The 20,683-nt window shown below is 59.3% G+C and carries 22 protein-coding genes and 1 tRNA gene; 17 read left to right on the top strand and 6 right to left on the bottom strand.

All coding sequences use genetic code 11. The annotated features are described in order from the left end of the window. The first annotated feature begins 143 nt into the window (after nt 1–143). The 12 genes from ABJ99_RS15100 to ABJ99_RS15045 all read left to right on the top strand — a co-directional run bounded on the left by ABJ99_RS15100 (nt 144) and on the right by ABJ99_RS15045 (nt 10,349). Entirely contained in the window at nt 144–1,130 is a 987-nt protein-coding gene (locus ABJ99_RS15100; RefSeq protein ID WP_054086476.1) for an NAD(P)/FAD-dependent oxidoreductase, read from the top strand. Further along, nucleotides 1,127–1,342, top strand: coding sequence for a TIGR02450 family Trp-rich protein (locus ABJ99_RS15095; RefSeq protein ID WP_054086475.1), 216 nt, complete (start codon nt 1,127–1,129; stop codon nt 1,340–1,342). Before ABJ99_RS15100 ends, ABJ99_RS15095 begins: the two co-directional genes overlap by 4 nt. A 352-nt stretch (nt 1,343–1,694) precedes the next feature. Beyond that, nucleotides 1,695–2,651 carry a YbgA family protein gene (locus tag ABJ99_RS15090; RefSeq protein WP_054086474.1) on the top strand — a complete coding sequence of 319 codons (957 nt, stop codon included), beginning with the start codon at nt 1,695–1,697 and terminating at the stop codon, nt 2,649–2,651. A 5-nt stretch (nt 2,652–2,656) separates the two neighbouring features. After that, the gene (locus ABJ99_RS15085; RefSeq protein ID WP_054086473.1) at nt 2,657–3,571 is read left to right on the top strand and encodes a MerR family transcriptional regulator; all 915 of its coding nucleotides are present in this window, start codon (nt 2,657–2,659) and stop codon (nt 3,569–3,571) included. 9 nt (nt 3,572–3,580) lie between these two features. After that, on the top strand, nt 3,581–5,029 hold the full coding sequence (gene phrB / locus ABJ99_RS15080; RefSeq protein ID WP_054086472.1) for a deoxyribodipyrimidine photo-lyase: 1,449 nt from the start codon (nt 3,581–3,583) through the stop codon (nt 5,027–5,029). Next, nucleotides 5,022–5,444 (top strand): nuclear transport factor 2 family protein, encoded by a 423-nt coding sequence (locus ABJ99_RS15075; protein ID WP_054086471.1) that lies wholly within the window; start codon nt 5,022–5,024, stop codon nt 5,442–5,444. The genes phrB and ABJ99_RS15075 overlap by 8 nt, the downstream gene beginning before the upstream one ends. After that, nucleotides 5,441–6,229, top strand: a complete 789-nt coding sequence (locus tag ABJ99_RS15070; protein WP_054086470.1) for an SDR family NAD(P)-dependent oxidoreductase — start codon at nt 5,441–5,443, stop codon at nt 6,227–6,229. Before ABJ99_RS15075 ends, ABJ99_RS15070 begins: the two co-directional genes overlap by 4 nt. Then, nucleotides 6,226–7,473: an NAD(P)/FAD-dependent oxidoreductase gene (locus ABJ99_RS15065; RefSeq protein WP_054086469.1), complete on the top strand. Its 1,248-nt coding sequence runs from the start codon at nt 6,226–6,228 to the stop codon at nt 7,471–7,473. Before ABJ99_RS15070 ends, ABJ99_RS15065 begins: the two co-directional genes overlap by 4 nt. Then, a complete protein-coding gene (locus ABJ99_RS15060) occupies nt 7,470–8,270 on the top strand; it encodes a DUF1365 domain-containing protein (RefSeq protein ID WP_054086468.1) in 801 nt (266 codons plus the stop codon). The genes ABJ99_RS15065 and ABJ99_RS15060 overlap by 4 nt, the downstream gene beginning before the upstream one ends. Continuing rightward, nucleotides 8,257–9,525 (top strand): SAM-dependent methyltransferase, encoded by a 1,269-nt coding sequence (locus ABJ99_RS15055; RefSeq protein WP_054086467.1) that lies wholly within the window; start codon nt 8,257–8,259, stop codon nt 9,523–9,525. The genes ABJ99_RS15060 and ABJ99_RS15055 overlap by 14 nt, the downstream gene beginning before the upstream one ends. Then, a complete protein-coding gene (locus tag ABJ99_RS15050; RefSeq protein ID WP_054086466.1) occupies nt 9,518–10,018 on the top strand; it encodes a DUF2878 domain-containing protein in 501 nt (166 codons plus the stop codon). The genes ABJ99_RS15055 and ABJ99_RS15050 overlap by 8 nt, the downstream gene beginning before the upstream one ends. Nucleotides 10,019–10,034: 16 nt before the next feature. Next, nucleotides 10,035–10,349 (top strand): YkgJ family cysteine cluster protein, encoded by a 315-nt coding sequence (locus ABJ99_RS15045; protein ID WP_054086553.1) that lies wholly within the window; start codon nt 10,035–10,037, stop codon nt 10,347–10,349. Nucleotides 10,350–10,625: 276 nt separating this feature from the next. Here the strand turns inward: ABJ99_RS15045 and ABJ99_RS15040 are convergent, their stop codons facing one another. The 6 genes from ABJ99_RS15040 to hemA all read right to left on the bottom strand — a co-directional run bounded on the left by ABJ99_RS15040 (nt 10,626) and on the right by hemA (nt 16,024). Next, nucleotides 10,626–11,144 carry an acyloxyacyl hydrolase gene (locus ABJ99_RS15040; protein ID WP_054086465.1) on the bottom strand — a complete coding sequence of 173 codons (519 nt, stop codon included), beginning with the start codon at nt 11,142–11,144 and terminating at the stop codon, nt 10,626–10,628. Nucleotides 11,145–11,261: 117 nt separating this feature from the next. After that, nucleotides 11,262–12,077, bottom strand: coding sequence for a glutamate racemase (murI, locus tag ABJ99_RS15035; protein ID WP_054086464.1), 816 nt, complete (start codon nt 12,075–12,077; stop codon nt 11,262–11,264). Continuing rightward, nucleotides 12,070–12,840, bottom strand: a complete 771-nt coding sequence (locus ABJ99_RS15030) for a molybdopterin-synthase adenylyltransferase MoeB (protein ID WP_162491541.1) — start codon at nt 12,838–12,840, stop codon at nt 12,070–12,072. Before ABJ99_RS15030 ends, murI begins: the two co-directional genes overlap by 8 nt. Further along, nucleotides 12,834–13,667 (bottom strand): peptide chain release factor N(5)-glutamine methyltransferase, encoded by an 834-nt coding sequence (prmC, locus tag ABJ99_RS15025; protein WP_054086462.1) that lies wholly within the window; start codon nt 13,665–13,667, stop codon nt 12,834–12,836. Before prmC ends, ABJ99_RS15030 begins: the two co-directional genes overlap by 7 nt. Next, entirely contained in the window at nt 13,668–14,750 is a 1,083-nt protein-coding gene (prfA, locus tag ABJ99_RS15020) for a peptide chain release factor 1 (protein ID WP_054086461.1), read from the bottom strand. After that, nucleotides 14,747–16,024, bottom strand: coding sequence for a glutamyl-tRNA reductase (hemA, locus tag ABJ99_RS15015; RefSeq protein WP_054079617.1), 1,278 nt, complete (start codon nt 16,022–16,024; stop codon nt 14,747–14,749). The genes prfA and hemA overlap by 4 nt, the downstream gene beginning before the upstream one ends. Nucleotides 16,025–16,250: 226 nt before the next feature. On the opposite strand from hemA, the gene ABJ99_RS15010 reads away from it, so the two are divergent. The 5 genes from ABJ99_RS15010 (at nt 16,251) to ABJ99_RS14990 (ending at nt 20,551) form a co-directional block, all read left to right on the top strand. Then, a complete protein-coding gene (locus tag ABJ99_RS15010; RefSeq protein ID WP_080378169.1) occupies nt 16,251–17,978 on the top strand; it encodes a tetratricopeptide repeat protein in 1,728 nt (575 codons plus the stop codon). Between the two features lie 4 nt (nt 17,979–17,982). Further along, nucleotides 17,983–18,600, top strand: coding sequence for a lipoprotein insertase outer membrane protein LolB (lolB, locus tag ABJ99_RS15005; RefSeq protein ID WP_054086460.1), 618 nt, complete (start codon nt 17,983–17,985; stop codon nt 18,598–18,600). Between the two features lie 2 nt (nt 18,601–18,602). Then, nucleotides 18,603–19,451 carry a 4-(cytidine 5'-diphospho)-2-C-methyl-D-erythritol kinase gene (gene ispE, locus ABJ99_RS15000; protein ID WP_054086459.1) on the top strand — a complete coding sequence of 283 codons (849 nt, stop codon included), beginning with the start codon at nt 18,603–18,605 and terminating at the stop codon, nt 19,449–19,451. 38 nt (nt 19,452–19,489) lie between these two features. Next, nucleotides 19,490–19,564: transfer RNA gene (locus ABJ99_RS14995), tRNA-Gln, on the top strand. Nucleotides 19,565–19,609: 45 nt separating this feature from the next. Continuing rightward, nucleotides 19,610–20,551, top strand: coding sequence for a ribose-phosphate pyrophosphokinase (locus ABJ99_RS14990; RefSeq protein WP_003317125.1), 942 nt, complete (start codon nt 19,610–19,612; stop codon nt 20,549–20,551). Nucleotides 20,552–20,683 lie beyond the last annotated feature (132 nt).

Here is a 20,683-nt window from a genome sequence, read left to right as displayed (position 1 = left end):
CGAATGACTGATCGGTTCGACCCTGCAGGTAGCAATGTGACTCACTGTGCAGACGCTAAACCCTCTGCAACTTATACCAAACAAGAAGATTGTACAGGTTTTAACTACGGCGTAGTCTGTACAAACAAGGTAACGAGGCCCCTATGACTGTCCCAATCGCAATCATCGGTACCGGTATCGCCGGACTTTCAGCAGCCCGGGCGCTCACAGACGCCGGGCATCACGTGCACCTGTTCGACAAAAGCCGCGGCAGCGGCGGTCGGATGTCGAGCAAACGCAGCGACGCCGGTTCGCTGGACATGGGTGCACAGTATTTCACCGCTCGAGATCGACGCTTCGCCACTGCCGTCAAGCAATGGCAGGCCCAGGGGCATGTCGCCGAGTGGACGCCCTCGCTCTATAACTTTCACGGCGGCAGGCTCAGCCCCTCTCCTGACGAACAAGTGCGCTGGGTCGGCAAACCGGGCATGAGCGCCATCACCCGAGCAATGCGCGGCGATCTGCCCGTGTCGTTCTCGTGCCGTATCACCGAAGTGTTTCGCGGCGAAGAACACTGGAACCTGCTGGATGCCGAAGGCGAGAGCCACGGCCCGTTCAGCCATGTGATCATCGCAACCCCTGCCCCTCAGGCGACGGCGTTACTGGCTGCCGCTCCGAAACTGGCCAGTGTGGTCGCAGGCGTCAAGATGGAACCCACCTGGGCGGTCGCGCTGGCCTTCGAGACGCCGCTGCAAACGCTCATGCAGGGTTGTTTCGTACAGGACAGCCCGCTCGACTGGCTGGCACGCAATCGCAGCAAGCCCGAACGCGCCGACGCCCTCGACACTTGGGTGCTGCATGCCACCAGCCAGTGGAGCCGACAGAATCTCGACGCATCCAGAGAGCAGGTCATCGAGCATTTGCACGGTGCTTTCGCTGAATTGATCGACTGCAGCATGCCCGCTCCGGTGTTCAGCCTGGCGCATCGCTGGCTGTACGCGCGGCCTGCGGGCTCACACGAATGGGGCGCGTTATCAGACGCCGACCTGGGCATTTACGTCTGCGGTGACTGGTGCTTGTCAGGCCGGGTTGAAGGCGCATGGCTGAGTGGCCAGGAAGCAGCGCGCCGGTTGCTGGAACACCTGCAATGAATCAGATCAATCCACGTAAATTGCTGCTGTCGAAGTGGACAGCAGCCGTCCCGGTCAATCGCGAAAAACACTTCATGGTGACCGAGCTGTTCAAGGACGAAGAAGGCACTGTGCTGGAAATCGAATTGCAGGCCGTGCTGACTCAACGCAGCGAGCGGCTGCCGTGGCAGGTGCTGCAGCAGGCGGATACGTGGCGGATGGGCTGGAAGTAGCTGGTTTGCGGGGATTCAGATGATTATCGTGCGACGCTCCGCGTCGGCATGCAGTTCGTGAAGCTCTGCGTCACACAGCGGTTCTGCGATGCCAGNATAAAAAAGCGCTTTCTTTTATGTTCAGTCACTGCGGACAAGGCATGACGTTGTGTTGCAGCACAGATGTGATGCGGAACCTTACCCAACCCATTCCAAATAATGCCAACCATTGGCATTGACATGAGAATCGTTGGGAGCAGCCTTCAAAACCCTCTACAAAGAATTTGACTTGTACACCTATCCCCCTATGATGAGGATAAGTTGTACAGCACAGTTAATCTGTACAAGTCTTCTGTAGAGGTAACGGATGCCAATGCCTGCAAGCGAAAAACCCAAACTCGGTATCAGCGCCTGTCTGATGGGTGCCGAAGTTCGTTTCAATGGCGGACACAAGGAATCTCATTTGTGTACGCAGGCGTTGAGCAAGTATTTCGATTTCGTCCAGGCGTGCCCGGAAGTCGCCATCGGCATGGGCATCCCGCGTGAGCCAATCAGGCTGGTCGGTGATGCCGAGAACCCCAAAGCGCTGGGCACGGTCAATCGCGACCTGGATGTGACCGCGGCCCTGGCTGAATACGGCGTGCAGATGGCCGATGAGCTGGGTGATATCTGCGGCTATATCTTCATGCAGAAATCCCCATCGTGCGGTCTTGAGCGGGTCAAGGTCTACCGTGAAAACGGTGCGCCAGTCGATGGCGGCGGGCGTGGTATCTATGCGCAGGCGTTTTGCGAGCGCCATCCGAACCTGCCTGTCGAGGAGGACGGGCGTCTCAACGACGCTGTGCTGCGCGAAAACTTCGTGACCCGCGTGTTCGCTTACGCCGCTTGGCAACAACTGTTGAAAGACGGCGTCACACGCCGCGCCCTGACCGAATTCCACTCGCGTTACAAATACCAGCTGATGGCCAACGATCCGGTGCAGTACAAGGCACTGGGCAAAATGCTCGGCAGCATGGGGCGCAGCGATCCGAACGAGATCGCCCCGCAGTATTTCAGCGAGCTCATGGCGGCGCTGAAAAAATGCGCCACACGCAGCACCCACACCAATGTCTTGCAGCACCTGTGCGGTTACCTCAAACAGACCATCAGCAGTGAAGACAAACAGGAAATCCAGCAAGTGATCAGCCAGTACCATCAAGGCATCGTGCCGTTGATCGTGCCGCTGACCTTGCTCAAGCATCATTTTCGCCAACATCCGGACCCGTATGTGGCGCTTCAGGTGTACATGCAACCCCATCCGGAAAATCTCAGCCTGCGAAATGCGATTTGATACTCATGAATGAAGCAGAAACAGACACCGATCCAGAGCTGCCGGGCGACTGGCTGCCGATCCGGGAAGTGGCACGGCAGACCGGCGTCAACGCCGTCACCCTGCGCGCCTGGGAGCGCCGTTATGGCCTGATCGTCCCGCACCGCACAGCCAAGGGGCACCGGCTGTACTCGGACGAACACGTCCAGCGGGTCATGAAGATCCTCACCTGGCTCAACCGTGGCGTGTCCGTCAGCCAGGTCAAAACCCTGATTGACGACAACCGTGCAGACGCCCTGCCCCCGACCAATGACTGGGACGCCCTGCGTCAGACCTTGCTGGTGGCCATTGGCGAACTGGCCGAACGTCGTGTAGATGACGTATTCAATCAGGCCATGGCGCTTTACCCGCCGCGCACCCTGTGTGAACAACTGCTGCTGCCCCTGCTGGCCGAGCTGGAACAACGCTGGCAAGGCAAGTTCGGCGCGCAGCTGGAGCGCACGTTTTTCTATTCCTGGCTGCGCAGCAAGTTCGGCGCGCGGATCTATCACAACAATCGTCAGCTCAGTGGCAGCCCGTTGCTGCTGGTCAATCAGTCCGATCTGCCGCTCGAACCGCATCTGTGGCTCGCGGCGTGGCTGGTCAGCAGCGCCGATTGTCCGGTGGAAGTGTTCGACTGGCCGCTGCCGGTCGGTGAGCTGGCGCTGGCCGCCGAATACCTTAAGCCGCGCGGCATCCTGCTGTACTCCAGCAAAGCGCTGAACGTCGCCCATTTACCGCGCCTGCTGGCCAACATTACCTGCCCGGTTGTGCTCGGAGGACCAACGGTACAGATCCATAAAGCCGATTTGCTCGTACAGGCAGGCGAGATAGCTGGCTTGACCCTCGCCAACGACGCGCTCAGCGCGCAGATCGAGCTCGGCAGGCTCGGACTTATCTAAGGATTTCTCATGCAACTGATCTGGCTGCGTAGCGACCTGCGCGTTCACGACAACACGGCCCTGACCGCCGCCATGGAGCGCGGCCCGACGCTGGCGGTGTATCTGCTCAGCCCTGCGCAATGGCGCAGTCACGACGACGCCGACTGCAAAGTCGATTTCTGGCTGCGCAATCTGGTGGAGCTGGAAGTGGCGCTTGGCAAGCTCAACGTGCCGCTGCTGATTCGCGAGGCCGATACGTGGGACAAGGCACCTGAAGTGCTGTTGACGCTGTGCCAACAGTTCAAGGTCGAAGGTCTGTACCTCAATGAGGAATACGGCATCAACGAAACCAGGCGTGACCTGGCCGTGCAGAAAGTGCTTGAAGAAGCCGGCGTGCAGGTCAACAGCTATCTGGACCAGTTGCTGTTCAAGCCCGGCAGCATCCTGACCAGGACCGGCAACTATTTTCAGGTCTTCACCCAGTTCAAAAAGGTGTGCTACACCCGACTGCACGAAGCCATGCCGCATCCCGAGCGCATGCCTGCGGCCCAGCAAGCGCTTTCGATAACAAGCGATCCGGTCCCGGACCAGATAAAAGGTTTTGCCACGCCGTCGCAAACATTGCGCGCCCTGTGGCCCGCTGGCGAAGGCGAGGCCAAGCGCCGCATGGACGCCTTCGCAGACGAGCAGATCAGCTATTACAAGGACGAACGGGACTTCCCGGCCAAACCCGGCACCAGTCAGCTTTCGGCCTATCTCGCCGCCGGGGTCATTTCGCCGCGCCAGTGCCTGCATGCCGCCCTGAGCAGTAATCATGGGGAATTCGAGACCGGCGACGTCGGCACTGTGACCTGGATCAACGAACTGTTGTGGCGAGAGTTCTACAAACACACGCTGGTGGGCTACCCTCGTGTATCGCGTCATCGAGCCTTCAGGCCAGAAACCGAAGCACTGAAATGGCGCGACGCCCCTGACGAGTTGCTGGCGTGGCAAGAAGCGCGCACCGGCCTGCCGATCATCGACGCAGCCATGCGGCAATTGCTGGAAACCGGATGGATGCATAATCGGCTAAGGATGGTCGTTGCGATGTTTCTCACTAAAAACCTGCTGATCGACTGGCGGGAAGGCGAGCGCTTTTTCATGCGCCACCTGATCGACGGCGACCTGGCATCCAACAATGGCGGCTGGCAGTGGAGTTCGTCCACAGGCACCGACTCGGCCCCGTATTTCCGGATTTTCAACCCGTTATCGCAATCGGAGCGATTCGACCCCGAGGGCGTGTTCATCAAGCACTGGCTGCCGGAGCTGGCGAACCTGAACAAAAAGCAAATTCACGATCCTTCTTCCATGGGCGGGCTGTTTGGCGTAGCCGACTACCCCAAGCCTATCGTCGATCTGAGCAAGAGCCGCGCCCGCGCGCTGGCAGCGTTCAAGGCGCTGCCGACCCGCGTACCCGCCGCCGGGGTCGAAAATGGCTGATTTCCTGCATCGTTTCGCCCAGCGCTTTGCCGCACTGAACAAGGACAACCTTGATCAGGTCGCCGAGCTGTACAGCGAAGACGTGTCATTCAGCGACCCGATGCACGACATTCATGGCCTGCCCGCCATGCAACGCTATTTTGCCGAGCTGTACGCCAACGTTCGGGATCTGCATTTCGATTTCCACGCCTTCGACGAGGTTCGTCCCGGCGAAGGCTATCTGGTCTGGACCATGAGTTACTCGCACCCGCGCCTGGCCGGTGGCCGGACCATCAGGGTCGAGGGCTGTTCGCACCTCAAATGGCACGAAAAGGTTTACCGGCACCGCGACTATTTCGATGCCGGTGCGCTGCTCTATGAACATCTGCCCATCATGGGCCGAGTCATCAATTGGCTGAAGAAGAGGTTGGAATGAGCACTCCTGGCGTACGACGTATCTGGTTGACCGGCGCCAGCAGTGGCATCGGTCTCGCTTTGGCAAAAGAATTACTCGACGCCGGGCATCGGCTGGCATTGACCGCCCGAACCCTGCAACCGTTGCAGAATCTGGCGACCCTCTACCCGGAACAGGTATTGCTGGTCACCGGCGATATCACCGACGGCCTGCAAGTGAAGGCCATGGGCGACCGCATCGCCCAGGAATGGGGCGCCCTGGATACCGCGATTCTCAATGCCGGGACCTGCGAATACATTGACGCTCGCAACTTCGAAGCGGCGATGGTCGAACGCGTGGTGCGTACCAACCTGCTCGCCAGCAGTTACTGCATTCAGGAGGCGCTGCCGTTGTTGCGTCAGGGAAAACAGCCGCATCTGGTCGGCGTCGCCAGCGCAGTTACCTTCCTGGCGCTGCCACGTGCCGAAGCCTACGGCGCTTCGAAAGCCGGGCTGCGCTACCTGTTCGAAGCGTTGCGCCTGGACCTGGCCAGCGAAAACATTGATGTGACGGTGGTCAGCCCCGGTTTTGTCGACACGCCATTGACGGAAAAGAACGATTTCTCGATGCCGATGCGCTGGCCTGTGAAAAAAGCGGCGCAGCACATCGCGGAAAACCTCAACCGCAGCAGACGCCCATTGGAAATCGCCTTCCCGGCGGCGTTCATTTTCGGCATGCGCTTGCTGGCACTGCTGCCGGTGCGTATCCGATTCGCCATCGGCAAACGCATGGCGCGAAACGAGACGAGTGCTAAGGACGCTCAATGAAAATCGCCGTCATCGGTAGCGGTATCGCCGGGCTCACCAGCGCCTGGCTGCTCAACCGCGCACATGAAATCACCGTCTTCGAGTCATCTGACTGGATCGGCGGGCACACGCACACCGTCGATGTGCAGGTCGAGGGTCGCGCCTACGCTATCGACACCGGCTTCATCGTCTTCAACGACTGGACCTACCCGAACTTCATCCGCTTGCTTGGCCAGTTGGGCGTGGGTTTCAAACCTGCCGAAATGAGCTTTTCGGTGCACGACCCGCGCAGCGGCGTCGAATACAACGGCAACAACCTCAACAGCCTGTTTGCCCAGCGCAGCAACCTGCTGTCGCCGAAGTTCTGGGGCATGCTGCGCGATATTCTGCGCTTCAACCGACAGTCCGTCGAAGATCTGGAAAACCAGCGCATCGCGGCAGATACCACACTTGGCGAGTACCTGAAACAAGGCGCTTACGGGCAGCGCTTCATCGATCACTACATCGTGCCGATGGGCGCAGCGATCTGGTCGATGTCACTGGCGGAAATGCTCGGCTTCCCGCTGCAATTCTTCGTGCGCTTCTTCAAGAACCACGGCCTGCTGTCGGTGACCAACCGCCCGCAATGGTGTGTGATCGAAGGCGGCTCGAGAAGCTACATCGAGCCCCTGACGGCATCGTTCCGTGAGCGGATTCGCCTGTCCTGCCCGGTCACCCGCGTCGAACGTGACAGCGAAGGCGTGACCGTCCATAGCGCCGAGGGCAGCGAGCGTTTCGACAAGGTGGTGTTTGCCTGCCACAGCGACCAGGCCCTGGCATTGCTGGCCGAGCCGTCGAGCGCCGAACGCTCGATTCTCGGCGCGCTGCGCTATGCCGAAAATGATGTGGTGTTGCACACCGATACGCGTCTGCTGCCCGACCGCCGTCTGGCCTGGGCCAGCTGGAATTATCGCCTTGGCGGCGATGCCGGGCAGCTGGCGGCCGTCACTTATGACATGAACATCCTGCAGGGCATCGACAGCCACACAACGTTCTGCGTCAGCCTGAACCAGACTGCGGCCATCGACCCCGCGAAAATTCTGGGTCGCTATCGCTATTCGCATCCGCAATACAGCCTCGACGCGATCGCCGCACAAGCGCGCTGGCAGGAAATCAATGGCGTCGACAACACGTGGTATTGCGGCGCCTACTGGGCCAACGGCTTCCACGAAGACGGCGTCGTCAGCGGGTTGCGCGTGGCTCAGGCGTTTGGTGAAACACTGTGAACAGCGCGCTCTACAGTGGCTGGATCAGCCACCGTCGATTCTCGCCACGGTCGCATGAGTTTACCTATCGCATCGGTATGCTCTATCTGGACCTGGATGAGCAAGAGAGCGTTTTTGGGCTTTCGCCGCTGGCAGGAAGCCAACGGTTTGCAGCGTTTTCGTTCCGCGAGCATGATTATCTGCCGGAACTGACCGGACGCGGTGTGCCGCTGATCGAAGCGGCACGCGAGCGGGTCGGCAAAGCGCTGGGGCACATGCCGCTGGGCCGCGTCTGCCTGCTGACCCAGGCGCGCAGTTGGGGGCTGTCATTCAACCCGGTCAGCTTTTTCTACTGCCATGAGGCAGACGGCACGCTGGCAGCCATCCTTTGCGAAGTCACCAACACCCCGTGGGGCGAGCGTTACAGTTATGTACTGCCGGCCACGGGCGAAGGCCATCAACACGTAGCCGTCGCCAAAGCCTTTCACGTTTCACCGTTCCTGCCGCGCGATCTCGAGTACCGCATGAGTTTCAGCCAGCCCGCCGAGCGGATCGGTGTGCACATGGCCGACTGGCAAGGCGATCTGAAAATGTTCGATGCCACGCTCAACCTGAAACGGCAAGACCTGAACCGCAAAACGCTGCACCGTCATCTTCTGGCGTTCCCGTGGATGACGGCGAAGACCTGCCTGGCTATCTACTGGCAGGCCGTGCGCCTGCTGGTCAAACGTATCCCGATTTTTTCCCATCAGGCCGCCGACGGCGAATACCGTGCCGCCGCCGTGCAACGCAAGGATTCACACCATGAAAAGCAGTAGCAGTAGTTTTTCTGCCAATCTGGGGACCAATGGTCTGACTGCAAACATCCTGCGCCGCGGCGTTTTGCGGCAGTTGGCAGGTCTGCGCAATGGCCAGTTGGTGGTCGTCGAAAGAGGCGAACGCCATGTGTTCGGCAAGAGCGGCGCGCTGATTCAGGCGGAGGTGCACATTCTGGATTCGGCGGCCTGGGGCATGATCGCCAGCAGCGGTTCGATTGGCGCAGGTGAGGCGTTCATCCATGGTTACTGGACCACGCCTGACCTGACGGCGGTGGTGCGGGTGTTTGTCAGCAATCTGGATGTGCTCGACGCCATGGAAGGCGGCGTGGCGCGCCTGACCCGGCCGTTGATTCATGGCCTGCACTGGCTCAACCGCAACACCCGCAAGGGCTCGCAGAAAAACATTGCGGCCCACTATGACCTGGGCAATACGCTGTTCGAACAGTTTCTCGACCCGACCATGATGTACTCGGCTGCCCAGTTTCTCGATGAAAACGACACGCTGGAACAGGCGCAACTGAACAAGCTGGAACGGATCTGCCAGAAGCTGGCCTTGAAGCCAGAGGATCATCTGCTGGAAATCGGCACCGGCTGGGGCAGTATGGCCATTTATGCGGCGCAGCATTATGGCTGCCGGGTGACCACGACCACCTTGTCCAAAGAGCAATTCGCTTACACCAAGCAACGGCTCATCGACCTGGGTCTGCAGGACCGCGTGACCTTGCTGCTGACGGACTACCGGGACCTCACCGGCGAATACGACAAGCTGGTGTCCATCGAAATGATCGAGGCGGTGGGCCATCGTTTTCTGCCGACGTATTTCAAGCAATGTGCTCATTTGCTGAAGAGCAACGGCATGATGCTGTTGCAGGCGATCACCATTCGCGAGCAGCGCTATATCCAGGCCAAGCGCAATGTGGATTTCATCCAGCGCTATATTTTCCCCGGCGGCGCCCTGCCCTCGGTGGCGAAGATGCTCGATATCGTCGGCAATGACACGGATATGAATCTGCTGCACATGGAAGACTTCGGCCTGCATTACGCCCGCACACTGCGCCTGTGGCACGACAATTTCAGGAACGCCCACGGCAAACTGACTGAACTGGGTTACGACGAGTATTTCTTGCGGCTCTGGGAGTTTTACCTGTGCTACTGCGAAGGTGGCTTCCTGGAGCGCACCATCGGCACCGCGCAACTGCTGCTGGCCAAGCCGGACGCTCTGCGCGAACCACTGCTCGGGCGCTTCAATGCTTAAATCCGTCGCCAACGCGCTGCTGTTTCAGGTCGGCTGGTTCGCTTGCGTACTGGGCGGCAACAGCTATTGGCTGTTGATCGCCGTGGCCGTGCTGGTCATACACATTTTTTGGATCAGTTCGTGGGCCGCTGAAGGCAGACTGGTGATCACCGTCACGCTGTTCGGCGTCTTGCTCGACAGCGTGCTGATGACGCTGGGCGTTTTCGACTTTGGCATCAGCGGTTACGTGCTGCCGCTATGGCTGGCGTTGTTGTGGGCGGTGATGGCGACCACACTCAATCATTGCCTGTCCTGGACCGCCAGACCGCTATGGCGTGCAGCCGTTCTTGGCGCTATCGGCGGCCCGATGTCGTACTATGCCGGCTCGCAACTGGCGCAGGTTCACCTTCCACTTGGAATGTGGCCGAGCATGTTGCTGCTGGGGCTGGTCTGGGCAGGTGTTTTTCCCCTGTTGCAATGGCTGGCCGGCCGCACAACGCGCCCCTCAGCCTGATACTTGGAGACCCACTCTGGACGCCACACTTATTCCGCTCGCCGAGATTCACAGCGAAACGGAAGTCACCTGCTCGACCTGCGCGGCCTGCTGCTGCCAACTGGAAGTGATGCTCATCACCGACACGGGCGTGCCTGAGCGCTATATCGATAACGACGAGTGGGGCGGCGAGGTGATGCTGCGGCTGGATGACGGCTGGTGCGCGGCGCTGGATCGTAACACCATGATGTGCAAGATCTACGAGAAACGGCCCTTGATCTGTCGCGAGTTCGAGGCTGGTGCGGAAGATTGCCTGAATGAGCGCAAAGGAATTGCGACGGCTTATCTTTGATAAATGCTGCTGACTTGACTTATGACTCTCGTTCCCGCGCGCATCGTTATACACAACTCCTCAGGAGTCCGAAGGCCGGGCTTTCAGGCTTCTGCCCGTAGGGCGTGGGAGCGAGCCGGGCGACGCTTCGCTTGTTCGCGAAGACATTGCTTCAGACGATGCATTTTAGGCGATCATATAGGCCCTTTCGCGAACAAGTTCGCTCCCACGGCCTTCGGCCAGAATCAAAAGCGAACTTGTGTTTAACACGGAGCTTTGGCACGAAAGTCAATTGAATCAGAACGGCATCTTGTAATGCAGGGCGTAGCTTTCGATACCGTCATTCGGTTGCTTGATGCCGGCGTTGGAGTAGTGAGTGGCGCGAATGCCGACTTCATGTCCACCAGCGAAGCGCAGGCCGAAACCGATGCGGTCTTCGAAGTTGAAAGACGAGCCGAACTTGCGGTCTTCAACCTGAGTGTTGGAGAACACGGAAACACCAATACCGGCTTCAACGTAAGGCTTCACGCTGCTGTTACCGAATTCGTACACCAGAACCGGGGAGAACGACAGGCTGTGGTTGTCCTTGTAGTCCTTACCATCCCAGTACGTGTAAGCGCCGTCCCAGTAACCGGTCAGACGGCCGATGTCGCTTTGCAGCCAGGTTTTATCCCAGTCGAACTGCACACCCAGACGATACGTCATGGTGGACTCGCCGGTCTGACCGACAGAAAATTCAACGCCGTCGGCCTGCGCCAGTGAAGCCTGGCCTGCCATGAGGGCCGAGAGCACGGCCAGGCAAAAGAGTCTCTTCATGAGAAACGTCCTAAATTGTATGAGTTTGTATGAAATTTGTAATTCAATCACTGAAACTATAGAAGCCAGCGATACAAGGTAAGTTCAGCCCCGAAACGCCTTTTTTTCACATTTTTTTTACAAACGGAAGCTTCTCACATTGCCAGCACTTTGCGATAGAAAAGGTAGGATTTTTCTGAAATTGTCCGGCATGTCACTGGACCAGTACAAAGTCTCACGCGGCGGACCGCTTGCAAGCAGCCCGGAGCGGGACAAAAGACGCTGCAACTGACGCGCTACCGCGGCTCCGGTGTCAATCAGGGTGACCGACTCGGGAAGCATTTCTCGCAGCAGCGGTTTGAGAAACGGATAGTGGGTGCACCCCAGAATGACAGTGTCGCAGCGCGCCGCCAGCAAAGGTTCGACATAGCGCGACAACAGCGCACGAATCTGCGGGCTGTCCAGATCGCCGCTTTCGATCAGCTCGACCAACCCCGGACATGGCTGAGTGACCACGCGCACGTCGCTGGCAAAACGATCCAGCAGTGCAGCGAATCTTGCGCTCTGTAAAGTCCCGGTAGTCGCCAGCACGCCGACCACGCCACTGCGCGTGGCCTCGGCGGCAGGTTTTACTGCAGGCTCCATGCCCACGATCGGCCAGTCCGGATAGCGCTGACGAATATGCGCCACGCCCGCAGCCGTGGCGGTATTGCAGGCAACGACCAGTGCTTTGGCACCTCGCTCGCGAAAAAATCCGGCAATCGTCAGGCAGCGCTCGATGATGAATTCGGGCGTTTTCTCGCCATAGGGAATATGCCCGCAGTCCGCCAGATACAGCAGCGACTCGTTGGGCAGTAACTGGCGAATTTCATTCAGCACCGAAAGCCCGCCGACGCCGGAATCAAAAATCCCGACCGGCGCATCGCTGCTATGACTCATCTGGACGTCAGGCATGCCCGGCCTGCCCGCTTGCCGCCCCACACACGCTGCATGCAGGATCGCGTTTGACCTTCAACTCGCGGAAACGGGAGGTGAGTGCATCGATCAATAGCAGGCGGCCGACCATCGGTTCACCAAAACCGGCCAACATTTTCAAGGCTTCCAGCGCTTGCAGACTGCCGACCAGCCCCACCAGCGGCCCGATCACGCCGGCTTCACTGCAGGTCAGTTCGGCTTCGCTGCCATGGCCGTACAGACAGTGATAGCAAGGGCTGTCGTCACGACGCGGATCGAAGACAGACAGTTGCCCTTCAAGCCGGATCGCTGCGCCGCTGACCAAAGGTTTGCCCGACGCGACACAGGCGGCGTTGACCGCCTCACGCGTGGCAAAGTTGTCGGAGCAATCGAGCACCAGATCCACCGCGCTGACGGCGGCGTTCAGCGAATCGGCATCCAGCGCCGTACGGTGGGCAATCAGAGCTATTTCGGGATTGATCGCACTGAGCCGAGCCAAGGCCGAATCGACCTTGGAGAGCCCGATGCTATGCGTGTCGTGGATGATTTGACGCTGCAGGTTGGTCAGGTCGACATGGTCAAAGTCCGCCAGATGCAGCTCGCCCACCCCGGCAGCGGCCAGATACAGCGCCACTGGCGATCCAAGCCCGCCGACGCCCACCACCAGCGCCCGGCTCTGCTTGAGTCGCAGCTGACCGTCGATATCGACGTGTTGCAACAGAATCTGCCGACTGTAACGCAGCAGCTCCTCATCACTCAGCACGGCTTGCAGCCGAACGTGATGCGCTCGTGCTCGCCCAGATCGCGGCGGGTCTGAATGCGCTCAAAGCCCTGGCGAATCAACAGTTCGCGTACTGCGGCGCCTTGATCGTAGCCATGCTCCAACAGCAGCCAGCCTCCGGCATTCAGATATACCGGTGCCTGTTCGATGATTGCCCGCAAGTCGTCCAACCCGTCGGAACCGGCAATCAGTGCACTGCTCGGCTCGAAACGCACGTCACCGGCCGACAGATGCGGATCGTTGTCCGAGATGTAGGGCGGGTTGCTGATGATCAGATCGAACTGACGACCTTGCAGACCACTGAACCAGTGGCTTTCGAAGATTTTGGCGTTGTTCAGGTGCAGGCGCTGTCGGTTGCGCTCGGCCAGCGCAACGGCCTCCGGCACGCGGTCGACCGCAGTCACGTTCCACTGCTTGCGCTCGTTGGCCAAAGCCAGGCCGATGGCCCCGGTTCCGGTGCCCAGATCCAGGACCTGAGCCGAAGCAAATGCGGGCACCAGTTCCAGCGCCGCCTCGACCAGCATTTCAGTCTCGGGACGCGGGATCAAAGTGTGCGGCGCGACTTCCAGGTCCAGCTTCCAGAAGCCTTGCTGGCCGAGAATGTAAGCCACTGGCTCGCCCTTGCGTCGTCGCTCCAGATAGCCCGCAAAGGCCACGGCGGCTTCTGTGCTGACGATCCGTTCGGGCCAGGTGTGCAGAAAACTGCGCGGTTTGCCCAGCGCTGCGGCAAGCAGCAGCTCGACATCGAGCCGCGCGGTCGGTGAATCGGGAAGCTCGGCGCTTCTTAATACACTTGCGATGATGGTCATTTAATCACCCAGTGCCGCAAGTTGATCAGCCTGATATTCAGCGAGTAGCGGCTCTATCACTGCGTCGACTCCGCCCGCCAGAACTTCATCCAGCGAGTACAGGGTCAGGTTGACGCGGTGATCCGTCACTCGCCCCTGAGGAAAGTTGTACGTGCGGATACGCTCCGAACGATCACCGGACCCGACAAGCAATTTGCGCTCGCTGGCGATGGCACTGGCCGCCGCGCTGGTCTGTTGATCATTCAGTTTTGCAGATAACCAGGACATTGCCCGGGCTCTGTTCTTGTGTTGCGAACGCTCTTCCTGGCACTCGACAACGATACCCGATGGCAAGTGGGTAATGCGAATGGCCGAGTCGGTCTTGTTGACGTGCTGACCACCGGCGCCCGACGAACGATAGGTGTCGACGCGCAGGTCGGCCGGGTTGATCTCGATCGCTTGCTGCTCGTCAGGCTCGGGCAGCACCGCCACCGTACAGGCGGAGGTGTGAATGCGCCCTTGGGATTCGGTCTCGGGCACACGCTGCACACGGTGCGCGCCGGACTCGAATTTCAGCTTGCCGTAAACACTGTCACCTTCGACCCGCGCGATGACTTCCTTGTAACCGCCATGCTCGCCTTCGTTTTCGGAGAGTATTTCCACCCGCCAGCCACGTCGCTCGGCATACCGCGAATACATGCGGAACAGGTCGCCGGAGAAGATTGCCGCTTCATCACCGCCAGTGCCGGCGCGGATTTCCAGAAACACGTTGCGGCCGTCATTCGGGTCCTTGGGCAGCAGCATGCGTTGCAGTTGAGCTTCCAGATCGACCAGCTGCTCTTTGGTTTCGCGGACTTCCTCGACCGCCATCTCGCGCATGTCCGGGTCGCTGTCCTTCAACAGTGCCTGTGCGCCCTCCAGATCGGCCTGCACCTTGAGCAGCTGTTTATAGAGCGCGACAACCGGCTCCACCTCGGCGTACTCACGGGAATAAGCACGAAAGCGTGTCTGATCGCTGATGACTTCCGCGTCGCCTAGCAACGCGGTCAGTTCCTCGAAACGGTCGCTGAGTACATCCAGCTTATTGAGCAGTGAAGCTTTCATTGCGGGGGTTTATCCGTCGAGCCCTCACCGAGGGCAAAAAGTTCCTGAGCCATGGCCAGCGCGTCGACGCGACCTTCGGCAGACAGCTTCTTGAGTTGCACACTGGGCGCGTGCAGCAATTTGTTGGTCAGGCCCCGCGCCAGTTGAACCAGCACGTCTTCGGCGTTGCTGCCATTGGCCAGCATGCGCTGCGCCTTGCTCAGTTCTTCGTCGCGCAACCGCTCGCTTTGCTGACGGTAAGCGCGCAATACGTCGACCGCCGCCAGCTCGCGCAGGCGCGACATGAAATCTTCGGCACCGACGCTGACCAATTGTTCGGCGGCCAGTGCCGCACCCTGACGGCTCTTGAGATTTTCTGCCACCACTTCATGCAGATCATCGACGCTGTACAGGTAAACGTCATCCAGTTCGCCGACTTCCGGCTCAATGTCGCGCGGTACAGCGATGTCGACCATGAAAATCGGTTTGTGTTTGCGCAGTTTCAGCGCACTTTCCACTGCGCCCTTGCCCAGAATCGGCAGCTGACTGGCGGTGGAACTGATCACGATGTCGCTGTTGACCAGTTCGGCCGGAATATCCGAGAGCAGCACCGCATGCGCACCAAATTCGGCGGCGAGCATGCTGGCGCGCTCCAGCGTTCGATTGGCCACCACAATGCGTTTCACGCCAAGGTCGTGCAGATGCCGGGCGACCAGCGTAATGGTCTCGCCCGCACCGATCAACAAGGCCTGACTGCGCTGCAGGTCGCTGAAAATCTGTTTCGCCAGACTGACTGCGGCAAACGCCACGGAAACCGGGTTCTCGCCGATGGCGGTGTCGGTGCGCACCTGTTTTGCGGCACTGAAAGTGGCCTGAAAAAGGCGCCCCAGCAACGGCCCGACCGTTCCGGCCTCGCGGGCAACGGCATACGCGGACTTCATCTGCCCGAGAATCTGCGGCTCGCCCAATACCAGCGAGTCGAGCCCCGAGGCTACGCGCATCATGTGACGCACGGCCGCATCATCCTCATGGACATAGGCACTGGCGCGCAATTCTTCCAGGCTGAGGTGATGGTAATCGGCAAGCCAGGCCAGAATGCTGTCGGCAGCAAGGTGGTCGTGTTCGATGTACAGTTCGCTGCGGTTGCACGTCGAAAGAATCGCAGCTTCGCGACTTTCAGTCAGATGACAGAGCTGTTGCAGCGCCTCGACCAGCTGTTCCGGGGTAAATGCCACACGCTCGCGAACGTCGACCGAGGCGGTCTTATGGTTGATACCGAGTGCAAGGAAGGCCATTCAGGGTCGCAGGTGGTGACGTGAAGCCGGTAATTGTCCTACTTCGATAGGTTCAGAACAACCACCGCATATTATTGTCCCACTACAATCGCGCGTTATCGGCAGCGTTTCGAAGCCGGCAACGCAGCAAACATCAGCATTGCATCAGTTTTTCCGACGGCTGTGGGTTTTGCCGACAGCCTTGTGTCATGATGCTCTCACCGCAGGTAAGCCGCCCTTCTTATATATGAATAGATCCTCCGCGTTGTTCCTTGCTCTTGCCTTTCTAGGCGGCTGCCAGTCCATGGCCCCCGCCACGTCGCAACCCGCGACAGCCCAGAAAGATGCACCTCCCGCACCTGAAGCCAAGCCTCAGGTCTATGGCTCGTTCACTCAGGAGGCGCTGGTCAGCCTGCTGAGCGCGGAACTGGCCGGCCAGCGCAACCGTTTCGACATCGCCCTGGACAACTACGTGACCCAGGCGATCAAGACTCAGGACCCCGGGGTCTCCGAGCGAGCCTACCGGATCGCCGAGTACATGGGCGCGGATCAGTCCGCACTGCAAACGGCGTTGATCTGGGCAAAAAACGATCCGAAGAATCTGGAAGCGCAGCGCGCCGCCGCCATCCAGCTGGCGCGTGCCGGGCGTTATGACGACTCGCTGGTGTACATGGAGCGAGTTCTGCAAGGTCAGGGCGACACCCATTTTGATTTCCTGGCCCTGTCCGCAGCGGAAACCGACCCGGACACCCGCAATGGTTTGCTTAAAAGTTTCGACCGGTTGCTGGGCAAATACCCCAACAACGGCCAGCTGATTTTCGGCAAGGCGCTGCTGCTGCAACAGAACGGCGACGCCGAGCAGTCGCTCAAACTGCTTGAGGACAACCCGCCGAAAGAAGGCGAAGTTGCACCTATCCTGCTGCACGCACGCTTGCTGCAAAGCATGAATCGCGGCAAGGAAGCGGTGCCGCTGCTGGAAAAAAGCATCAAGAAATACCCGGACGACAAGCGCTTGCGCCTGACATATGCGCGCATGCTGGTCGAACAGAACCGCATGGAAGACGCCAAAGTGCAGTTCGCGGCCCTTCTGCAACAGTATCCGGATGACGACGAGCTGCGCTTCTCGCTGGCACTGGTCTGCCTTGAAGCCAAGGCCTGGGATGAAGCGGCGGGTTATCTGGAAGAGCTGATTGCCCGAGGCGCGCATGTGGATTCGGCGCATTTGAATCTGGGCCGTATTCACGAAGAGCGCGAAGACCCGCAAAGCGCGCTCAACGAGTACGCTCAGGTCGGCCCCGGCCCTGACTTTCTCGCCGCCCAGTTACGTCAGGCCGATATTCTGGTCAGCAATGGCAACGGCGCAGAAGCCGCCAAACGGCTGGCCGAAGCGCGCGCAGAAGAACCGGATTACGCGATCCAGCTGTACCTGATCGAAGCCGAAACGCTGACCAGTAATGATCAGCTGGATCGTGGCTGGCAGGTCCTGAGCCAGGCGCTCAAGCAATACCCGGATGACGTCAATCTGCTTTATACGCGGGCGATGCTGGCGGAAAAGCGCAACGATCTGACCCAGATGGAAAAAGACCTGCGGACCATCATCAAGCGCGAACCGGAAAACGCCATGGCGCTGAATGCGCTGGGCTACACCCTTTCGGATCGCACCACCCGCTACGCCGAAGCCCGGGAACTGATCGAGAAAGCGCACAAGATCAACCCCGATGACCCGGCGGTTCTCGACAGCCTGGGCTGGGTGAACTATCGCATGGGCAATCTGGATGCAGCCGAGCGTTATCTGCGTCAGGCCCTCGAGCGCTTTCCCGATCATGAAGTCGCCGCTCATCTGGGCGAAGTACTCTGGGCCAAAGGCGAGCAGCGCGAAGCCCGTAAAGTCTGGGCCAAGGCCCTGGAACAGCAACCCGACAGCCCTATTCTGCGCAGCACCCTGCAGCGCTTGACCGGATCAGAGAACCTTTGACGTTATGTTTTTGCGCCATGTAATTGTATTCAGCCTTATCGCCCTGCTCACCGGCTGCGCCGGGCTTACCTCCCGCGAAGCTGTTCAGGGCAAAGGTGACCCCGCGCAATGGCGCGAACACAAACAGCAGTTGAGCAGCCTCGATGGCTGGCAGATCAACGGTAAGGTCGGCATTCGTGCGCCGAAGGATTCCGGCAGCGGCACCTTGTTCTGGCTGCAACGTCAGGACTATTACGATATTCGCCTGTCCGGGCCACTGGGTCGCGGCGCGGCACGCCTGACCGGCCGGCCGGGTGCCGTAGCACTGGAAGTGGCCAATCAGGGGCGTTACGAAGCCACGACACCGGAAGCGCTGCTGCAGGAGCAACTGGGCTGGAAACTGCCCGTCTCGCATCTGGTGTGGTGGGTTCGCGGCCTGCCCGCCCCGGACAGCAAAAGCAGCGTGACGCTGGATGGCGACAGCCGCCTGGCGAGCCTGGAGCAGGACGGCTGGCAGGTGGAATACCTCAGCTATGTCGAACAGAATGGCTACTGGCTGCCTGAGCGCGTCAAGCTGCACGGCCAGGACCTCGACGTCACGCTGGTCATCAAGGACTGGCAGCCTCGCAAACTGGGGCAATGAGCATGCGCACGCCACAACTGGTCTTGCCCGCTCCGGCAAAGTTGAACCTGATGCTGCACATTCTGGGTCGTCGCCCTGACGGCTATCATGAACTGCAAACCCTGTTTCAGTTCCTCGACCATGGCGATGAGCTGGGTTTCGCCGTTCGCGAGGACGGCGACATTCGTTTGCAGACCGAGGTCCCCGGCGTACCACACGACAGCAATCTGATCGTCAAGGCGGCGCGCGCGCTGCAACAACAGTCCGGCTGCACACTGGGCATGGACATCTGGCTGGAAAAACGCCTGCCCATGGGCGGCGGCATCGGTGGCGGAAGTTCGGATGCGGCCACTACCCTGCTTGGCCTGAATCATTTATGGCAACTGGGCTGGGATGAAGACCGGCTTGCCGCGCTGGGCCTGACACTGGGTGCCGATGTACCGGTATTCGTGCGCGGCCGGGCAGCGTTTGCCGAGGGTATCGGTGAAATACTCACACCGGAAAACCCCGAAGAACCGTGGTATTTAGTGCTCGTTCCGCAAGTCGCTGTAAGTACAGCAGAAATTTTTTCAGATCCGTTGTTGACACGCGACACGCCGCCCATTAAAGTGCGCCCCGTTCCCAAGGGAAACAGTCGAAATGACTGTAAAGCGGTTGTAGAGAGGCGTTATCCAGAAGTACGTAACGCTTTGAATTTGCTAGGTAATTTTACCGAAGCAAAATTAACCGGAACTGGAAGTTGTGTGTTTGGGGCCTTCCCAAACAAAGCTGAAGCTGATAAAGTCTCGGCCCTTCTTGCAGAGACCCTTACGGGGTTCGTAGCCAAAGGAAGTAACATTTCGATGTTGCATCGCAAGCTGCAAATTCTGTAGCAGGAATTGAGTGCGAAACACTCGATTGATTCAATTACAGGGGCGTCGCCAAGCGGTAAGGCAGCAGGTTTTGATCCTGCCATGCGTTGGTTCGAATCCAGCCGCCCCTGCCATTTTCTATACTCATCCAGGTTACCCTCAGCCTCTAGGTACTGCGCGTGTCCAAGATGATGGTCTTTACGGGAAATGCCAACCCCGATCTCGCTCGGCGTGTAGTACGTCAGCTGCATATCCCACTGGGTGATGTTTCTGTTGGAAAATTCTCCGACGGCGAAATCAGCACTGAGATTAATGAAAACGTCCGCGGTAAAGACGTCTTCATCATTCAGCCGACCTGCGCTCCGACGAACGATAACCTGATGGAACTCGTCGTGATGGCTGATGCCTTCCGCCGCTCCTCAGCGTCCCGAATCACTGCTGTGATTCCTTACTTTGGTTATGCCCGCCAGGATCGCCGTCCGCGCTCCGCACGTGTTGCTATCAGCGCGAAAGTCGTTGCCGATATGCTGACCGTGGTGGGAATCGACCGTGTGCTCACGGTTGATCTTCATGCTGACCAGATTCAGGGTTTCTTCGATATCCCGGTAGATAACATCTACGGCTCCCCCGTTCTGGTGGACGACATCGAAGACCAGCGCTTTGAAAACCTGATGATCGTTTCCCCGGATATCGGTGGCGTCGTGCGTGCACGTGCCGTTGCCAAGTCCCTGGGCGTCGACCTCGGGATCATCGACAAGCGCCGCGAAAAAGCCAATCACTCCGAAGTGATGCATATCATCGGTGATGTCGAAGGGCGTACCTGCATTCTGGTTGACGACATGGTCGATACCGCAGGCACTCTGTGCCACGCGGCGAAGGCCCTGAAAGAGCATGGCGCTGCCAAGGTCTTTGCCTACTGCACACACCCTGTGCTGTCGGGTCGGGCGATCGAAAACATTGAAAATTCCGTGCTGGACGAACTGGTGGTGACCAACACCATCCCGTTGTCCGCCGCAGCTCAAGCCTGTGGTCGTATCCGCCAACTGGATATTGCCCCGGTAGTCGCCGAAGCGGTTCGCCGCATCAGCAACGAAGAATCGATCAGCGCAATGTTCCGTTAAGGGTCCGCCCCTAACCTGCATTCCGCTGACGAAAAGCGCCCCGCCCTGACATTCGGTCAGGGCGGGGCTTTTTTGCCCATACCGTCCTAGCGCTGGTCGCAAACGCAACGGCGGATGTGGTTAATTTGGAGA

Source organism: Pseudomonas syringae pv. cilantro (genome assembly GCF_001293775.1).
Taxonomy (GTDB): Bacteria; Pseudomonadota; Gammaproteobacteria; order Pseudomonadales; family Pseudomonadaceae; genus Aquipseudomonas; species Aquipseudomonas syringae_P.
The sequence above is the reverse complement of the archived record's forward strand: the minus strand, read 5'-3'. Positions and strand labels throughout refer to the sequence as shown.